This window comes from Mycobacterium sp. 1081908.1 (assembly GCF_001673535.1).
In the GTDB taxonomy this organism is placed as follows: domain Bacteria; phylum Actinomycetota; class Actinomycetes; order Mycobacteriales; family Mycobacteriaceae; genus Mycobacterium.
Map to the genome: position 1 here is coordinate 41366 of NZ_LZLY01000008.1, position 17704 is coordinate 59069.

General features: G+C 67.2%; 17 protein-coding genes. 11 read left to right on the forward strand and 6 right to left on the reverse strand.

The genetic code is table 11. From position 1 onward, the window contains the following. Nucleotides 1-4 precede the first annotated feature (4 nt). Together A5655_RS01370 and A5655_RS01375 are read left to right on the forward strand one after the other, a co-directional pair. A complete protein-coding gene (locus tag A5655_RS01370; RefSeq protein WP_066914021.1) occupies nt 5-301 on the forward strand; it encodes a WXG100 family type VII secretion target in 297 nt (98 codons plus the stop codon). Nucleotides 302-330: 29 nt separating this feature from the next. Further along, nucleotides 331-615, forward strand: a complete 285-nt coding sequence (locus A5655_RS01375) for a WXG100 family type VII secretion target (protein ID WP_067004763.1) — start codon at nt 331-333, stop codon at nt 613-615. Nucleotides 616-676: 61 nt separating this feature from the next. Here the strand turns inward: A5655_RS01375 and A5655_RS01380 are convergent, their stop codons facing one another. After that, nucleotides 677-1564, reverse strand: coding sequence for a PPE family protein (locus A5655_RS01380; protein ID WP_067004765.1), 888 nt, complete (start codon nt 1562-1564; stop codon nt 677-679). Nucleotides 1565-1933: 369 nt separating this feature from the next. On the opposite strand from A5655_RS01380, the gene A5655_RS01385 reads away from it, so the two are divergent. Beyond that, nucleotides 1934-2707, forward strand: coding sequence for a response regulator transcription factor (locus A5655_RS01385; RefSeq protein ID WP_067004766.1), 774 nt, complete (start codon nt 1934-1936; stop codon nt 2705-2707). Continuing rightward, nucleotides 2704-4242, forward strand: coding sequence for a cell wall metabolism sensor histidine kinase WalK (locus A5655_RS01390; protein ID WP_067004769.1), 1539 nt, complete (start codon nt 2704-2706; stop codon nt 4240-4242). The genes A5655_RS01385 and A5655_RS01390 overlap by 4 nt, the downstream gene beginning before the upstream one ends. Nucleotides 4243-4340: 98 nt before the next feature. Here A5655_RS01390 and A5655_RS01395 read toward each other — a convergent pair whose 3' ends face one another. Next, a complete protein-coding gene (locus tag A5655_RS01395; RefSeq protein WP_067004771.1) occupies nt 4341-5183 on the reverse strand; it encodes an NAD(P)H-binding protein in 843 nt (280 codons plus the stop codon). Nucleotides 5184-5231: 48 nt separating this feature from the next. Further along, nucleotides 5232-6107: an NmrA family NAD(P)-binding protein gene (locus A5655_RS01400; RefSeq protein WP_197508562.1), complete on the reverse strand. Its 876-nt coding sequence runs from the start codon at nt 6105-6107 to the stop codon at nt 5232-5234. 125 nt (nt 6108-6232) lie between these two features. Between A5655_RS01400 and A5655_RS01405 the strand changes: the two genes are divergently transcribed. The 7 genes from A5655_RS01405 to A5655_RS01435 all read left to right on the forward strand — a co-directional run bounded on the left by A5655_RS01405 (nt 6233) and on the right by A5655_RS01435 (nt 15636). Further along, on the forward strand, nt 6233-7207 hold the full coding sequence (locus A5655_RS01405) for an AraC family transcriptional regulator (protein WP_082978422.1): 975 nt from the start codon (nt 6233-6235) through the stop codon (nt 7205-7207). 374 nt (nt 7208-7581) lie between these two features. Then, nucleotides 7582-7671, forward strand: coding sequence for a K(+)-transporting ATPase subunit F (gene kdpF / locus A5655_RS28460; protein ID WP_156764638.1), 90 nt, complete (start codon nt 7582-7584; stop codon nt 7669-7671). Then, nucleotides 7671-9341 (forward strand): potassium-transporting ATPase subunit KdpA, encoded by a 1671-nt coding sequence (kdpA, locus tag A5655_RS01415; protein WP_067004774.1) that lies wholly within the window; start codon nt 7671-7673, stop codon nt 9339-9341. The genes kdpF and kdpA overlap by 1 nt, the downstream gene beginning before the upstream one ends. Continuing rightward, nucleotides 9341-11503, forward strand: a complete 2163-nt coding sequence (gene kdpB, locus A5655_RS01420) for a potassium-transporting ATPase subunit KdpB (protein ID WP_067004776.1) — start codon at nt 9341-9343, stop codon at nt 11501-11503. Before kdpA ends, kdpB begins: the two co-directional genes overlap by 1 nt. 1 nt (nt 11504) lies before the next feature. Beyond that, a complete protein-coding gene (locus tag A5655_RS01425; RefSeq protein WP_067004778.1) occupies nt 11505-12380 on the forward strand; it encodes a potassium-transporting ATPase subunit C in 876 nt (291 codons plus the stop codon). Between the two features lie 11 nt (nt 12381-12391). Beyond that, nucleotides 12392-14959, forward strand: coding sequence for a sensor histidine kinase KdpD (locus A5655_RS01430; RefSeq protein ID WP_067004780.1), 2568 nt, complete (start codon nt 12392-12394; stop codon nt 14957-14959). Continuing rightward, the gene (locus tag A5655_RS01435; RefSeq protein WP_067004782.1) at nt 14956-15636 is read left to right on the forward strand and encodes a response regulator; all 681 of its coding nucleotides are present in this window, start codon (nt 14956-14958) and stop codon (nt 15634-15636) included. The genes A5655_RS01430 and A5655_RS01435 overlap by 4 nt, the downstream gene beginning before the upstream one ends. A gap of 157 nt (nt 15637-15793) precedes the next feature. Here the strand turns inward: A5655_RS01435 and A5655_RS01440 are convergent, their stop codons facing one another. The 3 genes from A5655_RS01440 to A5655_RS01450 form a co-directional block, all read right to left on the reverse strand. Continuing rightward, on the reverse strand, nt 15794-16081 hold the full coding sequence (locus A5655_RS01440) for a hypothetical protein (protein ID WP_067004784.1): 288 nt from the start codon (nt 16079-16081) through the stop codon (nt 15794-15796). 100 nt (nt 16082-16181) lie between these two features. Then, nucleotides 16182-17135 carry a Ppx/GppA phosphatase family protein gene (locus A5655_RS01445; RefSeq protein ID WP_156764639.1) on the reverse strand — a complete coding sequence of 318 codons (954 nt, stop codon included), beginning with the start codon at nt 17133-17135 and terminating at the stop codon, nt 16182-16184. Next, on the reverse strand, nt 17129-17617 hold the full coding sequence (locus A5655_RS01450; protein ID WP_067004786.1) for a DUF501 domain-containing protein: 489 nt from the start codon (nt 17615-17617) through the stop codon (nt 17129-17131). The genes A5655_RS01445 and A5655_RS01450 overlap by 7 nt, the downstream gene beginning before the upstream one ends. Between the last annotated feature and the right edge of the window lie 87 nt (nt 17618-17704).

The window sequence follows — 17704 nt, forward strand, 5'->3', positions numbered from 1 at the left end:
AAACATGGCAACACGTTTCATGACTGACCCGCACGAGATGCGGGCGATGGCGGGCCGGTTTGAGGTCCACGCGCAGACCGTTGAGGATGAGGCCCGCAAGATGTGGGCGTCGTCGATGAACATCGCCGGTGCGGGCTGGAGTGGCCAGGCGCAGGCGACGTCCTACGACACCATGGGTCAGATGAATCAGGCGTTCCGCAACATCGTGAACATGCTGCACGGTGTGCGCGACGGGCTGATCCGCGACGCGAACAACTACGAGCAGCAAGAGCAGGCCTCGCAGCAAATCCTCGGCAGCTAGCCCCCACACTTTTATTTCAGGAGGAAAACATGACCATCAATTACCAGTTTGGCGATGTGGATGCCCATGGTGCGACGATTCGCGCCCAGGCCGCGTCGTTGGAAGCCGAGCACCAGGCCATCGTTCGCGATGTGCTGGCCGCTGGTGACTTCTGGGGTGGCGCCGGTTCGGTGGCCTGCCAGGAGTTCATCACCCAGTTGGGTCGCAACTTCCAGGTGATCTACGAGCAGGCCAACGCTCACGGCCAGAAGGTGCAGACGGCGGGCAGCAACATGTCCAGCACGGACAGCGCCGTCGGGTCCAGCTGGGCCTGATCGCAACGTTTCAAGGCGGGGCCGCACACCGATCGGTGTGCGGCCCCGTTCTTTGTCCGCGCTATCCGGCGACCGGGGAACGCGGAATCGACGTGGTGCGCGACAGGACTCGCCGGACCGAAACCGAGCGACGCCTGACCGACGGTGCCGCCCCCCACCCGCCCGGCATGACGTTGGCGTCCAGAGCGGGCAGCGGCGTGACCGATGACACGGCGTCGGCCCAACTCGGCGGCACCGACAACGTGCCGAGCGAGCCCGCCCGACCGAGGGCGGCCCCGTCGGAGCCGAAGCCGAACGCGTCCGGGCTTGCGCTCAGCGGCGCGAAGGTGCCCGCGGCCGCCGGTGACGATCCCGGCGTCGCCAGGCTCGTCAGGGTCGCGGCCGCTCGCGCAACCGCACGGATCTGGCGGTCAAGGCCGCCCGGATTGGTTGTCCGCGGCGGTGACGTGAACGGCGAAAATGCCGAAGCCGCAGCCGAATTGGCGGCGTAGCGGTACATCACCGTCGCGTCCTGGGCCCACATTTCGCTGTACTCGGCCTCGGTGGCCATGACCGCCGGCGTGTTCTGCCCGAAGACATTGGTTGCGATCAACCCGATGAGCCGAGCGCGATTGGCCGCGATCAGCGGCGGCGGAACCGTCATCGCGTACGCTGCTTCGAAGGCGGCAGCGACGGCCGTGGCCTGCGCGGCCGCCCTCGTGCATTGGGCCGCGGTGGCGGTCATCCACGACAGGTAGGGCGTCATCGCGGCCGCCATCGACAGCGACGTCGGCCCCAGCCACGACTCGTCGGTGAGGCCCGCGATCACCGACTGGTAGCCGCTGGCGGCGTCGATCAGCTCGCCGGCCAGCGACTCCCACCCTGCGGAGGCGGCCAACAAGGTCGCGGGCCCCGGGCCCAAATACATTCGACCGGAATTGACCTCCGGTGGCAGCGCGCCAAAGTCCATCGCCTATTCCCCTTCCTCGCTCGAGTTTCCTGACCCTGTCGGGCGCGGTGACGACCGGAAGGGATGGCAGGCTCGCCGGCCGAGCTGTGAAAACCATTCAGCACTAGGAGAATCGGGGCACCTGATCAATGAAATCCATTCTCAAGGAATCGATTTGGGGAATCGGCCGGAGGCCCGGCGCGAACCGCGAGCGCGAAGAGCCATACATACCAGTATCTTTGGTAATCCAACTCTTCTCAACTCGAGCGATGAGAAACCTCCGGCACAGCCGATCGCGCGGCGCCCGGCGCGGCCCGCGGAAAGGCGTTTTATTTGAGAGTTCTATGAACTCCGTGACAACCACATGTGCGGTTGGGAGGATGTAGGAACATGACCGTGATGTCCGGATACACAGGCAGCCAACGGCCACGCCAGGCCATTCTGGGGCAGTTGCCCCGCATTTATCGTGCCGATGGTTCACCGATCCGGGTTTTGCTGGTGGACGACGAGCCCGCGCTGACCAACCTGGTGAAGATGGCGCTGCATTACGAGGGCTGGGTGGTCGACATCGCCCACAACGGCCGCGAGGCCATCGCGAAGTTCGAGAACGTCAATCCCGACGTGCTGGTGCTCGACATCATGCTGCCGGACGTGGACGGCCTGCGGATTTTGCAGCGAATCCGCGAATCCGACGCCTACACCCCCACGCTGTTCCTCACCGCCCGCGATTCGGTCATGGACCGTGTCACCGGCCTGACCGCCGGCGCCGACGACTACATGACCAAGCCGTTCAGCCTCGAGGAGCTCGTCGCGCGGCTGCGTGGGCTGTTGCGCCGCTCCACCCAGCTGACCCCGCCGGCCGCGGAAACGTTGAAGATCGGCGACCTGCATGTCGACACCGCCAGCCGAGAGGTCACCCGCGGCGGGACCCAGATATCGCTCTCGTCGACCGAGTTCGAATTGCTGCGGTTCCTGATGCGCAATCCCCGCCGCGCGCTGAGCCGCACCGAAATCCTGGACCGCGTCTGGAATTACGACTTCGCCGGGCGAACCAGCATCGTGGACCTGTACATCTCGTACCTGAGGAAGAAGATCGACTCCGGCAGGGATCCGATGATCCATACCGTCCGCGGCGTTGGGTACATGCTGCGACCGCCCGAATGACCGGCGAGCCGGACACCGGATCCAGGGATCTTCCGCGGTGGCTGCCCCACTCGTTGCGCCGTCAGTTGCTATTGGGCGTGTTGGCGGTGGTCAGCGTGGTGCTGGTGACGGTCGGCGTCGTCTCGGTGCTGAGCCTGCGCGGCTACGTGACGGCCATGAGCGACGCCGACGTCGCCCAATCCCTTGACGCGCTGAGCAATTCGTACACGAGATACCGAAACGGCGAACACGGTCCGACGCACCGCGGCACCGAACCCATCGCACAGGCGATGCTGGTGTTCACCGATCAAACGCCCGGCAACGTCATCGCCGTCCTGCACGACGGCACCGTGATCGGCTCGGCCGTCTTTTCCGAAGCCGAGGCGCGACCCGCGCCACCCGACGTGGTGCACGCCATCGAGTCCCAGCCCTGGCCCGACGACGCCCCGCCACGGACCGAGAAGCTGGGCAGCCTCGGTTCTTATCGCGTCGACAGCCGGGCCTACGGGTCCGACCTGTTGGTCGTCGGGGTGTCGCAAGCGCGGGCCAACCAGATCATCGCCCGCAAGAACATCACCACCACGGCGCTCGTTGCGGCCGCGCTCGCGATTACGGCGGGGCTGACGATCTGGGTGGTCGGGATCACGCTTCGCCCGCTGCGCCGGCTCGCAGCCACCGCCGCCGAGGTGGCCGCCATGCCGCTGACCGACGACCACCGAATCAACGTCCGGGTGCGGCCGAACGACACCGACCCCGACAACGAGGTCGGAATCGTCGGGCACACGCTGAACCGGCTGCTGGACAACGTCGATAGCGCGCTGGCGCATCGCGCCGACTCCGACTTGCGGATGCGGCAATTCATCACCGACGCAAGCCACGAGTTGCGAACCCCGCTGGCGGCGATTCAGGGGTATGCCGAGCTGACCCGCCAAGACAGCTCGGCGCTGCCGCCGACCACCGAATACGCGCTGGCCCGCATCGAGGCGGAAGCGCGGCGCATGGCGGTGCTCGTCGACGAGCTGCTGCTGCTCTCGCGACTGGGCGAGGGTCAAGACCTGCAGACCCAAGATGTCGACCTGGCGGACCTCGCCGTCAACGCGGTGAACGACGCGGCGGTCGCGGCGCCCACGCACCATTGGGTCAAAGACCTTCCCGACGAGCCGGTTTGGGTTCGCGGCGATCACGCCCGGCTGCATCAACTGGTCAGCAACCTGCTCAGCAATGCCCGCGTGCACACGCCGCCGGGCGTCACGGTGACCACCGGAATCACCTGCCGGCGCCGCGGCACGGAGCAGCCCTACGTCGAACTGACCGTCGCCGACGACGGCCCCGGCATCGACGCGGAGCTCCTCCCCCGGTTGTTCGAGCGGTTCGCGCGCGCCGACACGGCCCGGTCCAACGGCTCCGGCATCGGGCTGGGCCTGGCCATCGTGAGTTCGATCGTCAAGGCCCACCACGGCTCGGTGACCGCCGAATCCGCCAATGGCCGAACGGTTTTCCGGGTCCGGCTGCCGATGATCGACGATCCGGCGACGGACGGCACGTCGAGCCTGTAATCCCGCAGATCCTTACTCGCACTTTGTCTGCGGATTTACCGGCTCGTCTGGTGCGGCGTGGGCGAGCATCGCCTTGCTACGGCCTTGAGCGGGTCCGGTCAGGTGAAGTCGGATGCGTGGTCGGCTAGCCAGTCCTGATAGGTGCGCGCTGGCCTGCCAAGGATGTCGGCGACCGTTGTGGTTTCGTACCACTGCCCGCTGCGGACGGTTTCGAAGTACGCGAGGGTGTGTTCGGCCAGCGCGGCGGGAAAGCCTGACGCGAGCAGGGTTTGGCGGGTCTCGTCGAGGCCGGCGTCGACGAAGTCGACCGGCGTTCCCAGGGCGTCGGAAACGTGTGCGGCGATCTCGTCGCCGGTGAGGGCCTGGCCGGACAGAATGTAAACCTTACCGTCGTGCCCGGGTGCAGTTAGGCATTCCACCGTGACCGCGCCGATGTCTACCGGATCGATCATGACGACCTTTGCGCCGCCGTATGTTTCGACGAGGCGGCCACTGTCGCGGGCCGCGTTCATGGCGAATGGAACGTAGTTCATGAATCGCGTCGGCCGCAGGATCGTCCAGGTCGACCGCAGCGACCGTAGCCGCCACTCGTTGGCGCCGTGCGCGTCGAACAGGGCGCCCTCGAAGCGGCCGGCACCGAAGTTGGACAGGTACACGATGTGTTCGACGCGGGCTTGCTCGGCGGCGACGAGAGCGTTGACCGTCATCGTCTCTATTTCCGGGACCGGTGGGGCGAGGATGAACGCTTTCCGCGCACCGTCGAATGCGGGTGTCAGCGTTTGGGGTTGGTTCAGATCAGCCACCGCAGCCTCGGTGCCCGGCTGGGCGCGCTCCGGGGCACGGACCAGCACTCGCACCCGATGACCGGCGTCGAGGAGCTGGTCGACCACTTCGCGGCCGACGGTACCGGTCGCGCCCGTCACCAGAATCGTGTCTCCCATAGGTTTCATGTCCTTTCGTTGTGCTTCGACAGCGGTACGCCGCGAGCGCTATCGGCGCCACGCGGCGGCCGCACCCGCGGCGAATTCCCCGAAGCTGACCGGTGGTCGTCCGGTCACCTCGGCGACGTCACCGTTGGACACCCCCATCGCACCGGAGGTGAACGCATGGACATACAGCTGGCTGTTGGTTTCGGCTGCCTCAGCTGGTGCGCCGGCGGCCAGGAGTGCCTCGCGGATGGGTGCACGACCGGTCTCGACATAGCTGATCGGCCGGCCGGTGACCCAGGAAATGTGGTCGGCTACCTCGGTCAGCGTGAGTGGCTCAGGTCCCAGCGGCGCGTAGGAGTTGCCCTGGTGCCCGTCCTCGGTCAGCGCGACAGCCGCTACCGCGGCGATGTCCTCAGTCGACACATAGCTCACCCGTCCATCCCCACCGGGTGCGACGATCTCATCGGCGTCGCGGATGCCCTCGGCCAGCGATTCGCGCCACCGCAGCCGTTCGGAGAAGTTCTGCATGAACGCGCCCGGCCGCAGGATCGTGAAGGGCACACCGGAGGATTCAACGGCCGATTCGATCCGGCGCAACGGGTGCTCCGGCGGTGCCTGATCCACGCCATAGGTGGACAGCAACACCGCGCGCTGCACCCCGGCCCCCGCCGCGCCCTCGAGCAACCGGCGGATGTAGTCGGCGTGTACCGCCTGCGGAATATCACCGGCCACCAAGTACATTGCCTCGACACCGTCGCGCGCCGCCGCATAGGTCGTCGCGTCGGTCCAGTCGAAACGGACGGGCTCAACACCTCGGCGCTGCGGCAGCGGTGAGCGACTCGCCGCGCGCACCAGCATCCCGCGACGCCACAGCAGCGGGATCAGCCGGCGCCCGACCTTGCCGGTCGGCGCGGTGACCAACACAGTGGTGTCCACGATCGGCCTCCAGATCCAGATGTGTGTCTCCGGTCGGCTTCGACGCTAAACACCGCCGATGCGCGGTTCCATGACAGATCAGCCTGGATTGATGTCCATTCAGCTCAGTGCATATCCTTGCCGCTATGGGAATGGTGGCCAATGATCCGGTGGCCGATATCGTCGCCGACGTGGTCGCCACCACGCGGCGGGGCAGCCTGATGTACTCGCGCAACCGATTCCACGCACCGTGGGGGGCGGCGTTCCCGGCGGCCGATATGGTCAACTTCCACGTCATCACCGCCGGGGCCTGCTGGCTCACCCTGGAGGGCGCCGAGCCGGTGCAACTCACCAGCGGGGACGTCGTGCTGATCTCGTCCGGTAAGGCCCACGTACTGTCCGACACCCCCCAACGACCCGCCCGCCCCATGTCGGAGATCGCCGGCCGCACCCTCGACGAGGGGACGCCGCCCTGTCATGTCGTCATCGAAGGCGACGGCCCGGCCACCGTGTTCATCTGCGGCGGATACCGCCTCGCGACCGGGATCCGGCATCCGCTGACCAGCGTCCTTCCCGAGGTGGTGCTCATGACCGCTGGCCAGGCCCGAGGTAGCGGCCTGGCCGCCGCCGTGCTGCTCATCGCCGCCGAGGTCGACGGCACCGACCCAGGAGCCCCCGCCGTCATGGCCTCACTGGTCGACCTGCTGTTCGTCTACCTGCTGCGGACCTGGTTCGCCGAACACCACCACGACAGCGGCTGGGGCCGCGCCCTGTTCGACCCCACCGTCGGGACTGCTCTGTCCTTGATCCACGCAGACCCTGGCCGGGCCTGGACCCTCGACACCCTGGCCCACGCCACCGGAACCGCCCGCGCCACCCTCACCCGCCGGTTCGCCGCCCTCACCGGCCAATCGCCCATGGCCTACGTAGCCGCCTGGCGCATGTCGTTGGCCGCGCGCCGACTGCGCGACGACAACGCCACCATTCGCCAAATCGCCCAAAACATCGGCTACGACTCCGAATTCGCCTTCGCCCGCGCCTTTAAACGGGCCACCGGCACCGCGCCCGGCCAATACCGCAAACTCACCAACTTGACACACAACGCGAGCCAACGCCGGTGACACCGTTACAGATAACGCCGTTCCCCACGAAATCCACCCGGGTTCGCAATGCCGGCCGGCGATCCAAACGCCATTCATCCGGTCGAATTTCCAAGATTTGCGCGACATTATCGACCCGCGGCCAAACCGCGGATTGGGCGTAAAGAAACCATAAAAGTGCACTACGGCGCCGTTAGGAAAGCGTCAACCAACGGCCCTGCCGCACGGGTCCCGTTTAGTTTCAAGCTGACCTTGCCTCCGAGGCCGGCGCTGTGGCTGGCTCGATGAGGTCCTCAAGCGCGGAACGGAGACAAGATGGGCGTGTTGGTCTACGTCTTACTGACGATCGCGGTGTTCGCCCTGCTCGGGCTGGCGCAGAAGCTGGTCGAGCGGCTGTGAGTTACGAAAACGTCGTCGGCTTGGCGCTTTCCGTCATCCTCGCGCTGTATCTCGCAGCGGCCCTGCTGTTCCCGGAGAGGTTCTAGTGAACACAACAACAGCGGGGATCCTCTTTCTCGCCGTCCTCGTCGTGGCGCTGGTGGTGGTGCATGTGCCGTTCGGCGACTACATGTACCGGGTGTACACGTCGGAGAAGGACTCGTATGTCGAGCGGGTCATCTACCGCGCGATCGGTGTCGATTCACGCTCGGAGCAGACGTGGGGGGCCTACGCCCGCAGCGTCTTGGCGTTCTCGTCGGTCAGCATCCTGTTCCTGTTCGTGTTCCAGCTCGTGCAGGACAAGCTGCCGCTGCATCTGCACGACCCGGCCACCAAAATGACTCCCTCGCTGGCGTGGAACACCGCGGTCAGCTTCGTCACCAACACCAACTGGCAGGCCTATTCGGGTGAGTCGACGCAAGGCCATCTGGTGCAGATGGCCGGGCTGGCGGTGCAGAACTTCGTTTCGGCCGCGGTCGGCATGGCCGTGGCGGTCGCGCTGGTTCGCGGGTTCGCCCGCAGGCGCACCGGCGAGCTGGGGAACTTCTGGGTCGATCTGGTCCGCACGGTGCTGCGCATCATGCTGCCTATATCGATCGTCGCCGCGATCCTGCTCGTCGCCGGCGGGGTGATCCAGAACTTCCACCTGCACGACCAGGTCGCCACCACCCTGGGCGGCGCCCAGCAGACGATCACCGGCGGCCCGGTGGCCAGCCAGGAAGTGATCAAGGAGCTCGGCACCAACGGCGGCGGCTTCTACAACGCGAACTCCGCGCACCCGTTCGAGAACCCGACGGCATGGACCAACTGGCTCGAGATCTTCTTGCTGCTGGTGATCGGCTTCTCGCTGCCGCGCACCTTCGGGCGCATGGTGGGCAGCACCAAGCAGGGCTATGCGATCGCGTCGGTCATGGCCACGCTGTACGCCATCAGCGTGTCGTTCATGCTGTGGTTCCAGCTGCAGCACCACGGCACGGTGCCGACCGCCGTCGGGGCGGCCATGGAAGGGGTCGAGCAGCGGTTCGGGATCGCCGACTCCGCGGTGTTCGCCGACTCGACGACGCTCACCTCCACCGGTGCCGTCGACTCGTTCCACGACTCCTACACCAGCCTCGGCGGGATGATCACCATGTTCAACATGCAGCTCGGCGAGGTCGCGCCCGGCGGCACAGGATCGGGCCTGTACGGCATCCTGATCCTGGCGGTGATCACCGTCTTCGTCGCCGGGCTGATGGTCGGGCGCACCCCGGAATACCTCGGCAAGAAGATAAACCCACGCGAAATCAAGCTCGCCGCAAGCTATTTCCTGGTGACACCGCTGATCGTGCTGACCGGCACCGCCGTCGCGATGGCGCTGCCGGGCGAACGCACGGGAATGTTGAACACCGGCCCGCACGGGCTCTCGGAGGTGCTGTACGCGTTCACCTCCGCGGGCAACAACAACGGGTCCGCGTTCGCGGGGATCAGCGTGAACACCGACTGGTACAACACCGCTTTGGGGCTGGCCATGGTGTTCGGCCGATTCCTGCCGCTCGTGCTCGTGCTCGCGCTGGCCGGCTCGCTCGCCAAGCAAGGCCACACGCCGGAGTCGGCGGGCACCCTGCCCACCCACCGGCCGCAATTCGTCGGGATGGTCGCCGGCGTCACGCTGATCGTCGTTGCCCTCACTTTCCTGCCCATGCTCGCGCTCGGGCCTCTTGCCGAAGGAATCCACTGATGACCGCGACCGCCGTCGATTCGTCCGAGCAGACGCAGCCCGCGACTCCCGCAGACAAGAAGCGGGTCCAGGGCGGCCTGCTCGACCCGAAGATGCTGTGGCGCTCGACGCCGGACGCCCTGCGCAAGCTCGACCCACGCACCCTGTGGCGCAACCCGGTGATGTTCATCGTCGAGATCGGCGCCGTCTGGAGCACCGTGCTGGCGATCGCCAACGAAACCTGGTTCGGATGGCTGACCGTCATGTGGCTGTGGCTGACCGTGCTCTTCGCCAACCTCGCCGAGGCGGTGGCCGAAGGCCGCGGCAAGGCGCAGGCCGAAACGTTGCGACGCGCCAAAACCCAAACCCTGGCGCGGCGACTCAAGAACTGGCAGCCCGGCGCCCCTGGCGTCGAGGACCAGGTGGCGGCGCCGCTGCTGCAGCAGGGCGACATCGTCGTGGTCGAGGCCGGGCAGGTGATCCCGGGCGACGGGGACGTCGTGGAAGGTATTGCGTCGGTGGACGAATCGGCGATCACCGGCGAGTCGGCGCCGGTGATCCGCGAGTCCGGCGGCGACCGTTCGGCGGTCACCGGCGGCACCACCGTGCTGAGCGACCGGATCGTGGTGCGGATAACCCAGAAGCCGGGCGAAAGCTTCATCGACCGAATGATCGCGCTCGTCGAGGGCGCCAACCGGCAGAAAACCCCCAACGAGATCGCGCTGAACATCCTGCTGGCCGCGCTGACGATCATCTTCGTCTTCGCCGTCGCGACGCTGCAGCCGCTGGCGATCTACTCCAAGGCGAACAACCCGGGCGTCCCGGATAGCCAGGCGCTCAACGCAAGTGGCGTCACCGGGATCGTGATGGTGTCACTGCTGGTGTGCCTGATCCCCACCACGATCGGCGCGCTGCTGTCGGCCATCGGCATCGCCGGCATGGACCGGCTGGTGCAGCGCAATGTGCTCGCCATGTCCGGGCGCGCGGTGGAAGCAGCCGGTGACGTCAACACGCTGCTGCTCGACAAGACCGGCACCATCACGCTGGGCAACCGGCAGGCCGGCGCGTTCGTCCCCCTCGACGGGGTCACCAGCGAGCAACTCGCCGACGCCGCGCAACTGTCCAGCCTGGCCGACGAAACGCCGGAGGGGCGCTCGATCGTCGTGTTCGCCAAGCAACACTTCGGGCTGCGCGAGCGCGCCCCGGGCGAACTCGCGCACGCCCATTGGGTGGAGTTCTCCGCCTCGACGCGCATGTCCGGGGTCGACCTGGACGGGCACCAGCTGCGCAAGGGCGCGGCCAGCTCCGTCGCGGAATGGGTACGCGCACAAGGCGGCAAGGTGCCCACGCAGCTCGGCGAGATCGTCGACGGCATCTCCGCCGGCGGCGGGACTCCGCTGGTCGTCGGCGAGTGCGTCGACGGCATAGCCGACGAAAATGCAAGGGTGCTCGGCGTCATCCACCTCAAGGACGTCGTCAAGCAGGGCATGCGCGAGCGCTTCGACGAGATGCGCAAGATGGGCATCCGCACCGTGATGATCACCGGCGATAACCCGTTGACCGCCAAGGCGATCGCGGACGAGGCCGGCGTCGACGACTTCCTCGCCGAGGCCACGCCGGAGGACAAGCTCGCGCTGATCAAGCGCGAGCAGGAGGGCGGCAAGCTGGTCGCGATGACCGGCGACGGCACCAATGACGCGCCGGCGCTCGCTCAGGCCGACGTCGGCGTGGCGATGAACACCGGAACGTCGGCGGCCAAAGAGGCCGGCAACATGGTCGATCTCGACTCCGATCCCACCAAGCTCATCGAGATCGTCGAGATCGGCAAGCAGCTGCTGATCACCCGCGGGGCGCTGACCACGTTCTCCATCGCCAACGACATCGCGAAGTACTTCGCGATCATCCCCGCCATGTTCGTCGCGCTGTTCCCCGGGCTGGACATGATCAACATCATGCGGCTGCATAGCCCGCAGTCCGCGATCCTGTCGGCGGTGATCTTCAACGCGATCATCATCGTCATGCTGATCCCGTTGTCTCTGCGCGGCGTGCGCTATACGCCGAGCAGCGCGTCAAAGCTGTTGAGCCGCAACCTCTATGTCTACGGGCTCGGCGGCATCGTCGCCCCGTTCATCGGGATCAAGGCAATCGACCTCATCGTCCAATTCGTCCCCGGGATGTCCTGAAATGAAGTTCTCCAATTTCGTCCGCATGCACTGGGCGGCCTTCCGCGCGCTGCTGGTGCTGACCGTCATCACCGGCCTCGCCTACCCGGCGTTGGTCTGGCTGGTGGCGCAGATCCCGGGGCTGCACGACAAGGCCGAGGGCTCGATCCTGACCGCCAACGGCAAGACCGTCGGCAGCCGGCTGATCGGCCAGCCGTTCACGGACAAGGACGGAAACCCGCTGCCGCAGTATTTCCAGAGCCGCCCCTCGGCGGCCGGAAACGGCTACGACCCGCTGGCATCGGGCGCGAGCAACCTGGGTCCGGAGAGCATCGTCGACGCACCGGGCAAGCCGAGCCTGCTGACGCAGGTGTGCACGCGCAGCGCCGCGATTGGTCAGCTGGAGGGCGTCGACGGGTCCCGGCCGTTCTGCACGGGCGGCGGCGTGGGCGCGGTCCTGTCCGTGATCGGACCCCGCGACGCCCGCGGAAACGTCGTTCACCCCACCCGCGTGGTGAGCGTCAACGAGCCGTGCCAGTCGACGTCGACCCCGTTCCTGACGATGTACGAGGGCGCGCGGGTCGAGTGCGCGAAAAATGGCGAGGACTACACGATCGGCCAGATCGTGCCCATCCGCGGGGCTGCACCCGCCGACCCGGCCGTCCCCGGCGACGCGGTCACCGCCAGCGGCAGCGGCCTGGACCCGAACATCTCGCCGGCCTACGCCGACATCCAGGTCGCCCGGGTGGCCAAGGCGCGCCACGTCAGCGCCGATCAGATCCGCGCGGTGCTGGCGCAGTACCTCGGCGGCCGCGACCTCGGGTTTTTGGGCGAGCCGACGGTCAACGTGCTGCAGCTCAACCTGCAGCTCGACCACAAATTTCCGGTTAACGGCTAGCGCGGAGGGGGATGATGGTTGACGTGAGCGCGACCGACCACCATCCCAAGCGCGGCGAGCTACGCATCTACCTCGGCGCGGCACCGGGTGTCGGCAAGACGTTTGCGATGCTCGGCGAGGCGCACCGGCGCTTGGAGCGCGGCACCGACCTGGTGGCGGCGGTGGTCGAAACCCATGGGCGGGCGAAAACCGCCGAGCTGCTTGACGGTATCGAGGTCATCCCGCCGCACTACGTCGACTATCGCGGCGGCAGGTTCCCCGAGCTCGACGTGCCGGCCGTGCTGGCGCGCCATCCCCAGGTGGTCCTCGTCGACGAACTCGCCCACACCAACACACCCGGCAGCAAGAACGAAAAGCGTTGGCAGGACGTCGAGGAACTGCTTGACACTGGGATAACGGTGATCTCCACGGTCAACATCCAGCACCTGGAGAGCCTCAACGACGTCGTCGCCCAGATCACCGGCATCGAGCAGCAGGAAACCATACCCGACTCGATCGTGCGCCAGGCCTCGCAGGTCGAACTCATCGACATCACCCCTGAGGCGTTGCGCCGCAGGCTATCCCACGGCAACGTCTACGCCCCGTCCCGGATCGATGCGGCGCTGTCGAATTACTTCCGCCGCGGAAACCTCACCGCGCTGCGGGAATTGGCGCTGTTATGGCTGGCCGACCAGGTCGACACCGCGCTGGCCAAGTACCGGGCCGAGAACAAGATCACGGACATGTGGGAAGCCCGCGAGCGGGTCGTGGTGGCGGTCACCGGCGGTCCGGAATCGGAGACGCTGGTGCGGCGGGCATCGCGGATCGCGTCGAAGTCCACCGCCGAGCTGATGGTGGTGCACGTCATCCGCGGTGACGGCCTGGCCGGCGTGTCGGAGCGCAGGATGGGCAAGATCAGAGAGCTGGCGAACAGCCTGGACGCGTCGCTGCATACCGTGGTCGGTGACGACGTGCCCGCCGCGCTGCTCGATTTCGCGCGCGAGAACAACGCCACCCAGCTGGTCATCGGCACGTCGCGGCGGCGCCGGTGGGCGCGCATCTTCGAGGAGGGCATCGGCCCGACGATCGTCGAACGGTCCGGGAAAATCGACGTGCACATGGTGACGCACGAGGAATCCAGCAGCGGGTTCCGCATCGCGGCGCTGTCGCCCCGCGAGCGTCGGGTCACGTCGTGGCTGGCGGCCGCCATCGTGCCGTCGGTCATCTGCACGGTCTCGGTGACGCTGCTGGACCCGTACCTCAACAACGGCGGCGAGAGCGCATTGTTCTTTATCGGCGTGCTGCTTGTCGGGCTGTTGGGCGGCGTTGCGCCGGCGGCCCTTTCGGCGGTGCTGTCCGGGTTGTTGCTGAACTACTACCTGATACCCCCGCGGCACAGCTTCACCATCGCCGAACCCAACAGCGCCATAACGGAATTGGTGCTGTTGCTGATCGCGGTGGCGGTCGCCGTCCTCGTCGACGGCGCGACCAAACGCACCCGGGAGGCCCGCCGCGCCTCCCAGGAAGCCGAGCTGCTGACGCTGTTCGCGGGGTCGGTGCTGCGCGGCGCCGACCTCGAGACCTTGCTGGAACGGGTGCGCGAGACCTATTCGCAGCGCGCGGTCAGCATGCTGCGGGAGCCGAGCGAGGAAGAGCGCACCGCCGGCAAGAAGGGCCACATCGTCGCGTGTGTGGGCAAAGATCCTTGTGTGAGCGTCGATTCCGCCGACACCGCGATCGAGGTGGGCGACGACGTGTTTTGGATGCTGATGGCCGGCAGGAAGCTGTCCACCCGGGACCGCCGGGTGCTGAGCGCGGTGGCCAAACAGGCCGCGGGCCTGATCAGGCAGCGAGAGCTGGCGGAAGAGGCCAGCCGGACCGAGGCGATCGTGCGCGCCGACGAATTGCGGCGCTCCCTGCTCTCGGCGGTGAGCCACGACCTGCGCACTCCGCTGGCGGCGGCCAAGGTCGCCGTGTCCAGCTTGCGCGCCGAGGATGTCGCCTTCTCCCCCGCCGACACGGCCGAATTGCTGGCCACCATCGAGGAGTCCATCGACCAGCTGACCGCGCTGGTCGGCAATCTGCTCGACTCTTCGCGGCTGGCCGCCGGGGTGATCCGCCCGGACCTGCGCCGGGTGTACCTCGAGGAGACGGTGCAGCGCGCGCTGGTCAGCATCGGCAAGGGCGCCACCGGGTTCTACCGGTCGGCGATCGATCGGGTCAAGGTCGACATGGGTGACGCGGTGGCGTTGGCCGACGCCGGGCTGCTGGAACGCGTGCTCGCCAACCTGATCGACAACGCGCTGCGCTACGCGCCCAACTGCGTGGTTCGCGTCAACGCGGGCCGGGTGGGGGATCGCGTCCTGATCAACGTCATCGACGAAGGTCCCGGAATCCCAAAGGGCACCGAGGATCAGATCTTCGAGGCCTTTCAGCGGTTGGGCGATCACGACAACACCACCGGCGTGGGGCTGGGAATGTCGGTGGCCCGTGGGTTCGTGGAGGCGATGGGCGGCACCATCTCGGCCGGTGACACTCCGGGCGGCGGCCTCACCGTCGTGGTCGATCTGGCCGCGCCCCAGGAGTTTGGTGCGCTATGACCCGGGTGTTGGTGATCGACGACGAGCCGCACATCCTGCGGGCGTTACGAATCAATTTGTCCGTGCGGGGTTACGAGGTGATCACCGCGTCGACGGGCGCGGGGGCGCTGCGCGCGGCGGCCGAGCACAAGCCCGACGTGGTGGTGCTGGACCTCGGGCTGCCGGACATCTCCGGCATCGAGGTGCTGGCCGGCCTGCGCGGCTGGCTGTCGGCGCCGGTGATCGTGCTGTCGGCGCGCACGGATTCGTCGGACAAGGTCGAGGCCCTCGACGCCGGCGCCGACGACTACGTGACGAAACCCTTTGGGATGGACGAGTTCCTGGCGCGGTTGCGCGCCGCGGTGCGCCGCAACGCGGCGGCGTCGGAGGTGGACGAGCCGGTCGTCGAAACCGACGCGTTCACCGTCGATCTGGCCGCCAAGAAGGTAACCAAGGACGGTTCCGAGGTGCATCTGACGCCGACCGAATGGGGCATGCTCGAGGTGCTGGTGCGCAATCGCGGCAAGCTGGTGGGCCGCGAGGAGTTGCTGAAGGAGGTTTGGGGCCCGGCGTATGCCACCGAAACCCATTACCTGCGTGTGTATCTGGCCCAGCTGCGGCGCAAACTCGAGGACGACCCGTCGCATCCCAAGCACCTGCTGACCGAGTCGGGCATGGGCTACCGGTTCGAGGCGTGAGTGTGCGTCCGCGGCGTCTCGTGTGCATGTATGGCGGAGATTTGGCGAGATTATCACCATGATCGCACACTGAAAGCCCCCAATTCACAACGATTTCTGACTAAGTCACATGCGCCACACTGGCCCCTGCGCGGAGGCGGCACCCTTTGTGCCCGCCTCATAGCGACAACTTGGCGGCTTCCCGCAACGTGAGCACCCGTTTGTGTATTCGGTGTTCGGTGGAGCGCGGGATATAACCCGGCCCGTACAACCCGCGCCGGAGCCGGCGCACCCTGTCCCGCTCCGTCTCCCAACGCAGGGCATCCGAAACGACTTTCGACGCCCTGCCGGGGACGCGAAAGCCTTGCGCTTCAAGCGCATGGATCATTTCGGCAACGGTTGCCCGCCCATGATTGGCGAGATGCATCGCCAGCATGTAGCGCAGTTCGATTCCTCGAAGGTTCATCGCCGCAGAGTCGCACACCGGTACGACATCTCAACTTGTCGCTATGAGGCGGGCACAAAGAGTGCCGCCTCCGCGCGGGGACCAATGGGGCGGATGTGACTCAACCGGCGATCGACAGCACGATCCCGTCCAGGATGTCGTGTTCGCTGACGATCAACTCGTCGATGCCGGCGCGGTCGCGCAGCTCGCGCGCCAATTCCTCCACCACGATCGCCCCGCCGCCGATCACATCGGCCCGGCCCTCGTGCATGGGCGGCAGCGCGGCGCGCTGGGAGCGTGTCATCCCGATCAGGCGCTCGCACACCGCCAGCAGGTCACGGTTCGGGACGCGCGAAAGGTGAATGGCGGCCGAATCATACGCGGTCATGTTGTGCGCCAGCGCCGACAGCGTCGTCATCGTGCCGGCCAGCCCCACCCACGTCCGCGCCGCCTCGACGTCCACCACACCCAGCGCCGCATCGAGCCGCTCGCGCACCACCGCTCGGGCGGCCGCCACCTCGTCGGGAGTGGGCGGGTCCGAGTGCAGGCAGCGCTCGGTCAGCCGGACGCACCCGATGTCGGCGGAGTAGCTGGCCACCACCCGCTCACCGCCGAACACGATCTCGGTGGAGCCGCCGCCCAGATCGACGACGACGAAAGGGCCGTCAGCGCTGTCCAATTCGCCGACGGCACCGCGGAAGGAAAGCGAAGCCTCCTCGTCGCCGCTGATCACCTCCGCCACCGCGCCGGGCAGCACCGCGCCCAGTACCTCGGCCGTCATCGCAAAGAACACATCGCGATTGGTGACGTCTCGCGCCGCCGACGTCGCCACCATCCGCACCCGCTCGACGCCGTGCGCTTTCAGCAGCGACGCGTAGTCGGCCAGCGCGGCGCGGGTTCGGGCGATCGCGTCGGGCGCAAACTCGCCCGTCGCGTCGACGCCCTGGCCCAGCCGCACGATCCGCGTCTCGCGATGCACGTCGCGCAGCCGGCCGTCAGCCGAGAGACCCGCGTCGGCGATCAGCAAGCGAATCGAGTTGGTACCGCAGTCGATTCCGGCGAGCCGGCTCACCACTGTCCCGCCACCAAAACGCCGGCCATCGCCGGGTCGCCGGCCAAAACCGACAACGCCTCGTCCCCAAGCGGATTCACGCCGGGCCCCTTGGCCAGCGAGTGCGCGATCAGCACGTGCAGGCACTTGACCCGGTCCGGCATCCCGCCGCCGGTAAAAGTGGTCCCCAACGGTTCGATCGCGTCGCGTTCGGCCAGATACGATTCGTGGGCTCGCCGGTACGCGGCCGCCAGTTCGGGGTCCCGGCGCAACCGCTCGGTCATCTCGCGCATCAATCCCGTCGTCTCGAGCCTGCTCGCCGCCGCGGTCAGGGCGGGATGTGTGAGGTAGTACAGCGTCGGAAAGGGCGTTCCGTCAGGCAGTTTCGGCGAGGTCTTCACCACGCCGGGTTCCCCGTTGGGACAGCGGTAGGCGATCTCGAGCACCCCGCGCGGCTCGCGGCCCAGCTGGCGCGCCACCGCTTCCAGATCGGCACGATCAACCACCGGGGGCCGCGGGGCTCGCCGACACGCTCCTGCAGCGACCGGTTCGCATGGTTTGCGGTTGGTGAGGGCTTGGCCGACCTCCGGTGC

Bases quoted from the DNA above. Each gene is read 5' to 3' on its own strand.
- A5655_RS01370 (WP_066914021.1), top strand. From the start codon at position 5: ATGGCAACACGTTTCATGACTGACCCGCACGAGATGCGGGCGATGGCG.
- A5655_RS01375 (WP_067004763.1), top strand. From the start codon at position 331: ATGACCATCAATTACCAGTTTGGCGATGTGGATGCCCATGGTGCGACG.
- A5655_RS01380 (WP_067004765.1), bottom strand. From the start codon at position 1,564: ATGGACTTTGGCGCGCTGCCACCGGAGGTCAATTCCGGTCGAATGTAT.
- A5655_RS01385 (WP_067004766.1), top strand. From the start codon at position 1,934: ATGACCGTGATGTCCGGATACACAGGCAGCCAACGGCCACGCCAGGCC.
- A5655_RS01390 (WP_067004769.1), top strand. From the start codon at position 2,704: ATGACCGGCGAGCCGGACACCGGATCCAGGGATCTTCCGCGGTGGCTG.
- A5655_RS01395 (WP_067004771.1), bottom strand. From the start codon at position 5,183: ATGGGAGACACGATTCTGGTGACGGGCGCGACCGGTACCGTCGGCCGC.
- A5655_RS01405 (WP_082978422.1), top strand. From the start codon at position 6,233: ATGGGAATGGTGGCCAATGATCCGGTGGCCGATATCGTCGCCGACGTG.
- kdpB (WP_067004776.1), top strand. From the start codon at position 9,341: ATGACCGCGACCGCCGTCGATTCGTCCGAGCAGACGCAGCCCGCGACT.
- A5655_RS01425 (WP_067004778.1), top strand. From the start codon at position 11,505: ATGAAGTTCTCCAATTTCGTCCGCATGCACTGGGCGGCCTTCCGCGCG.
- A5655_RS01430 (WP_067004780.1), top strand. From the start codon at position 12,392: ATGATGGTTGACGTGAGCGCGACCGACCACCATCCCAAGCGCGGCGAG.
- A5655_RS01435 (WP_067004782.1), top strand. From the start codon at position 14,956: ATGACCCGGGTGTTGGTGATCGACGACGAGCCGCACATCCTGCGGGCG.
- A5655_RS01440 (WP_067004784.1), bottom strand. From the start codon at position 16,081: ATGAACCTTCGAGGAATCGAACTGCGCTACATGCTGGCGATGCATCTC.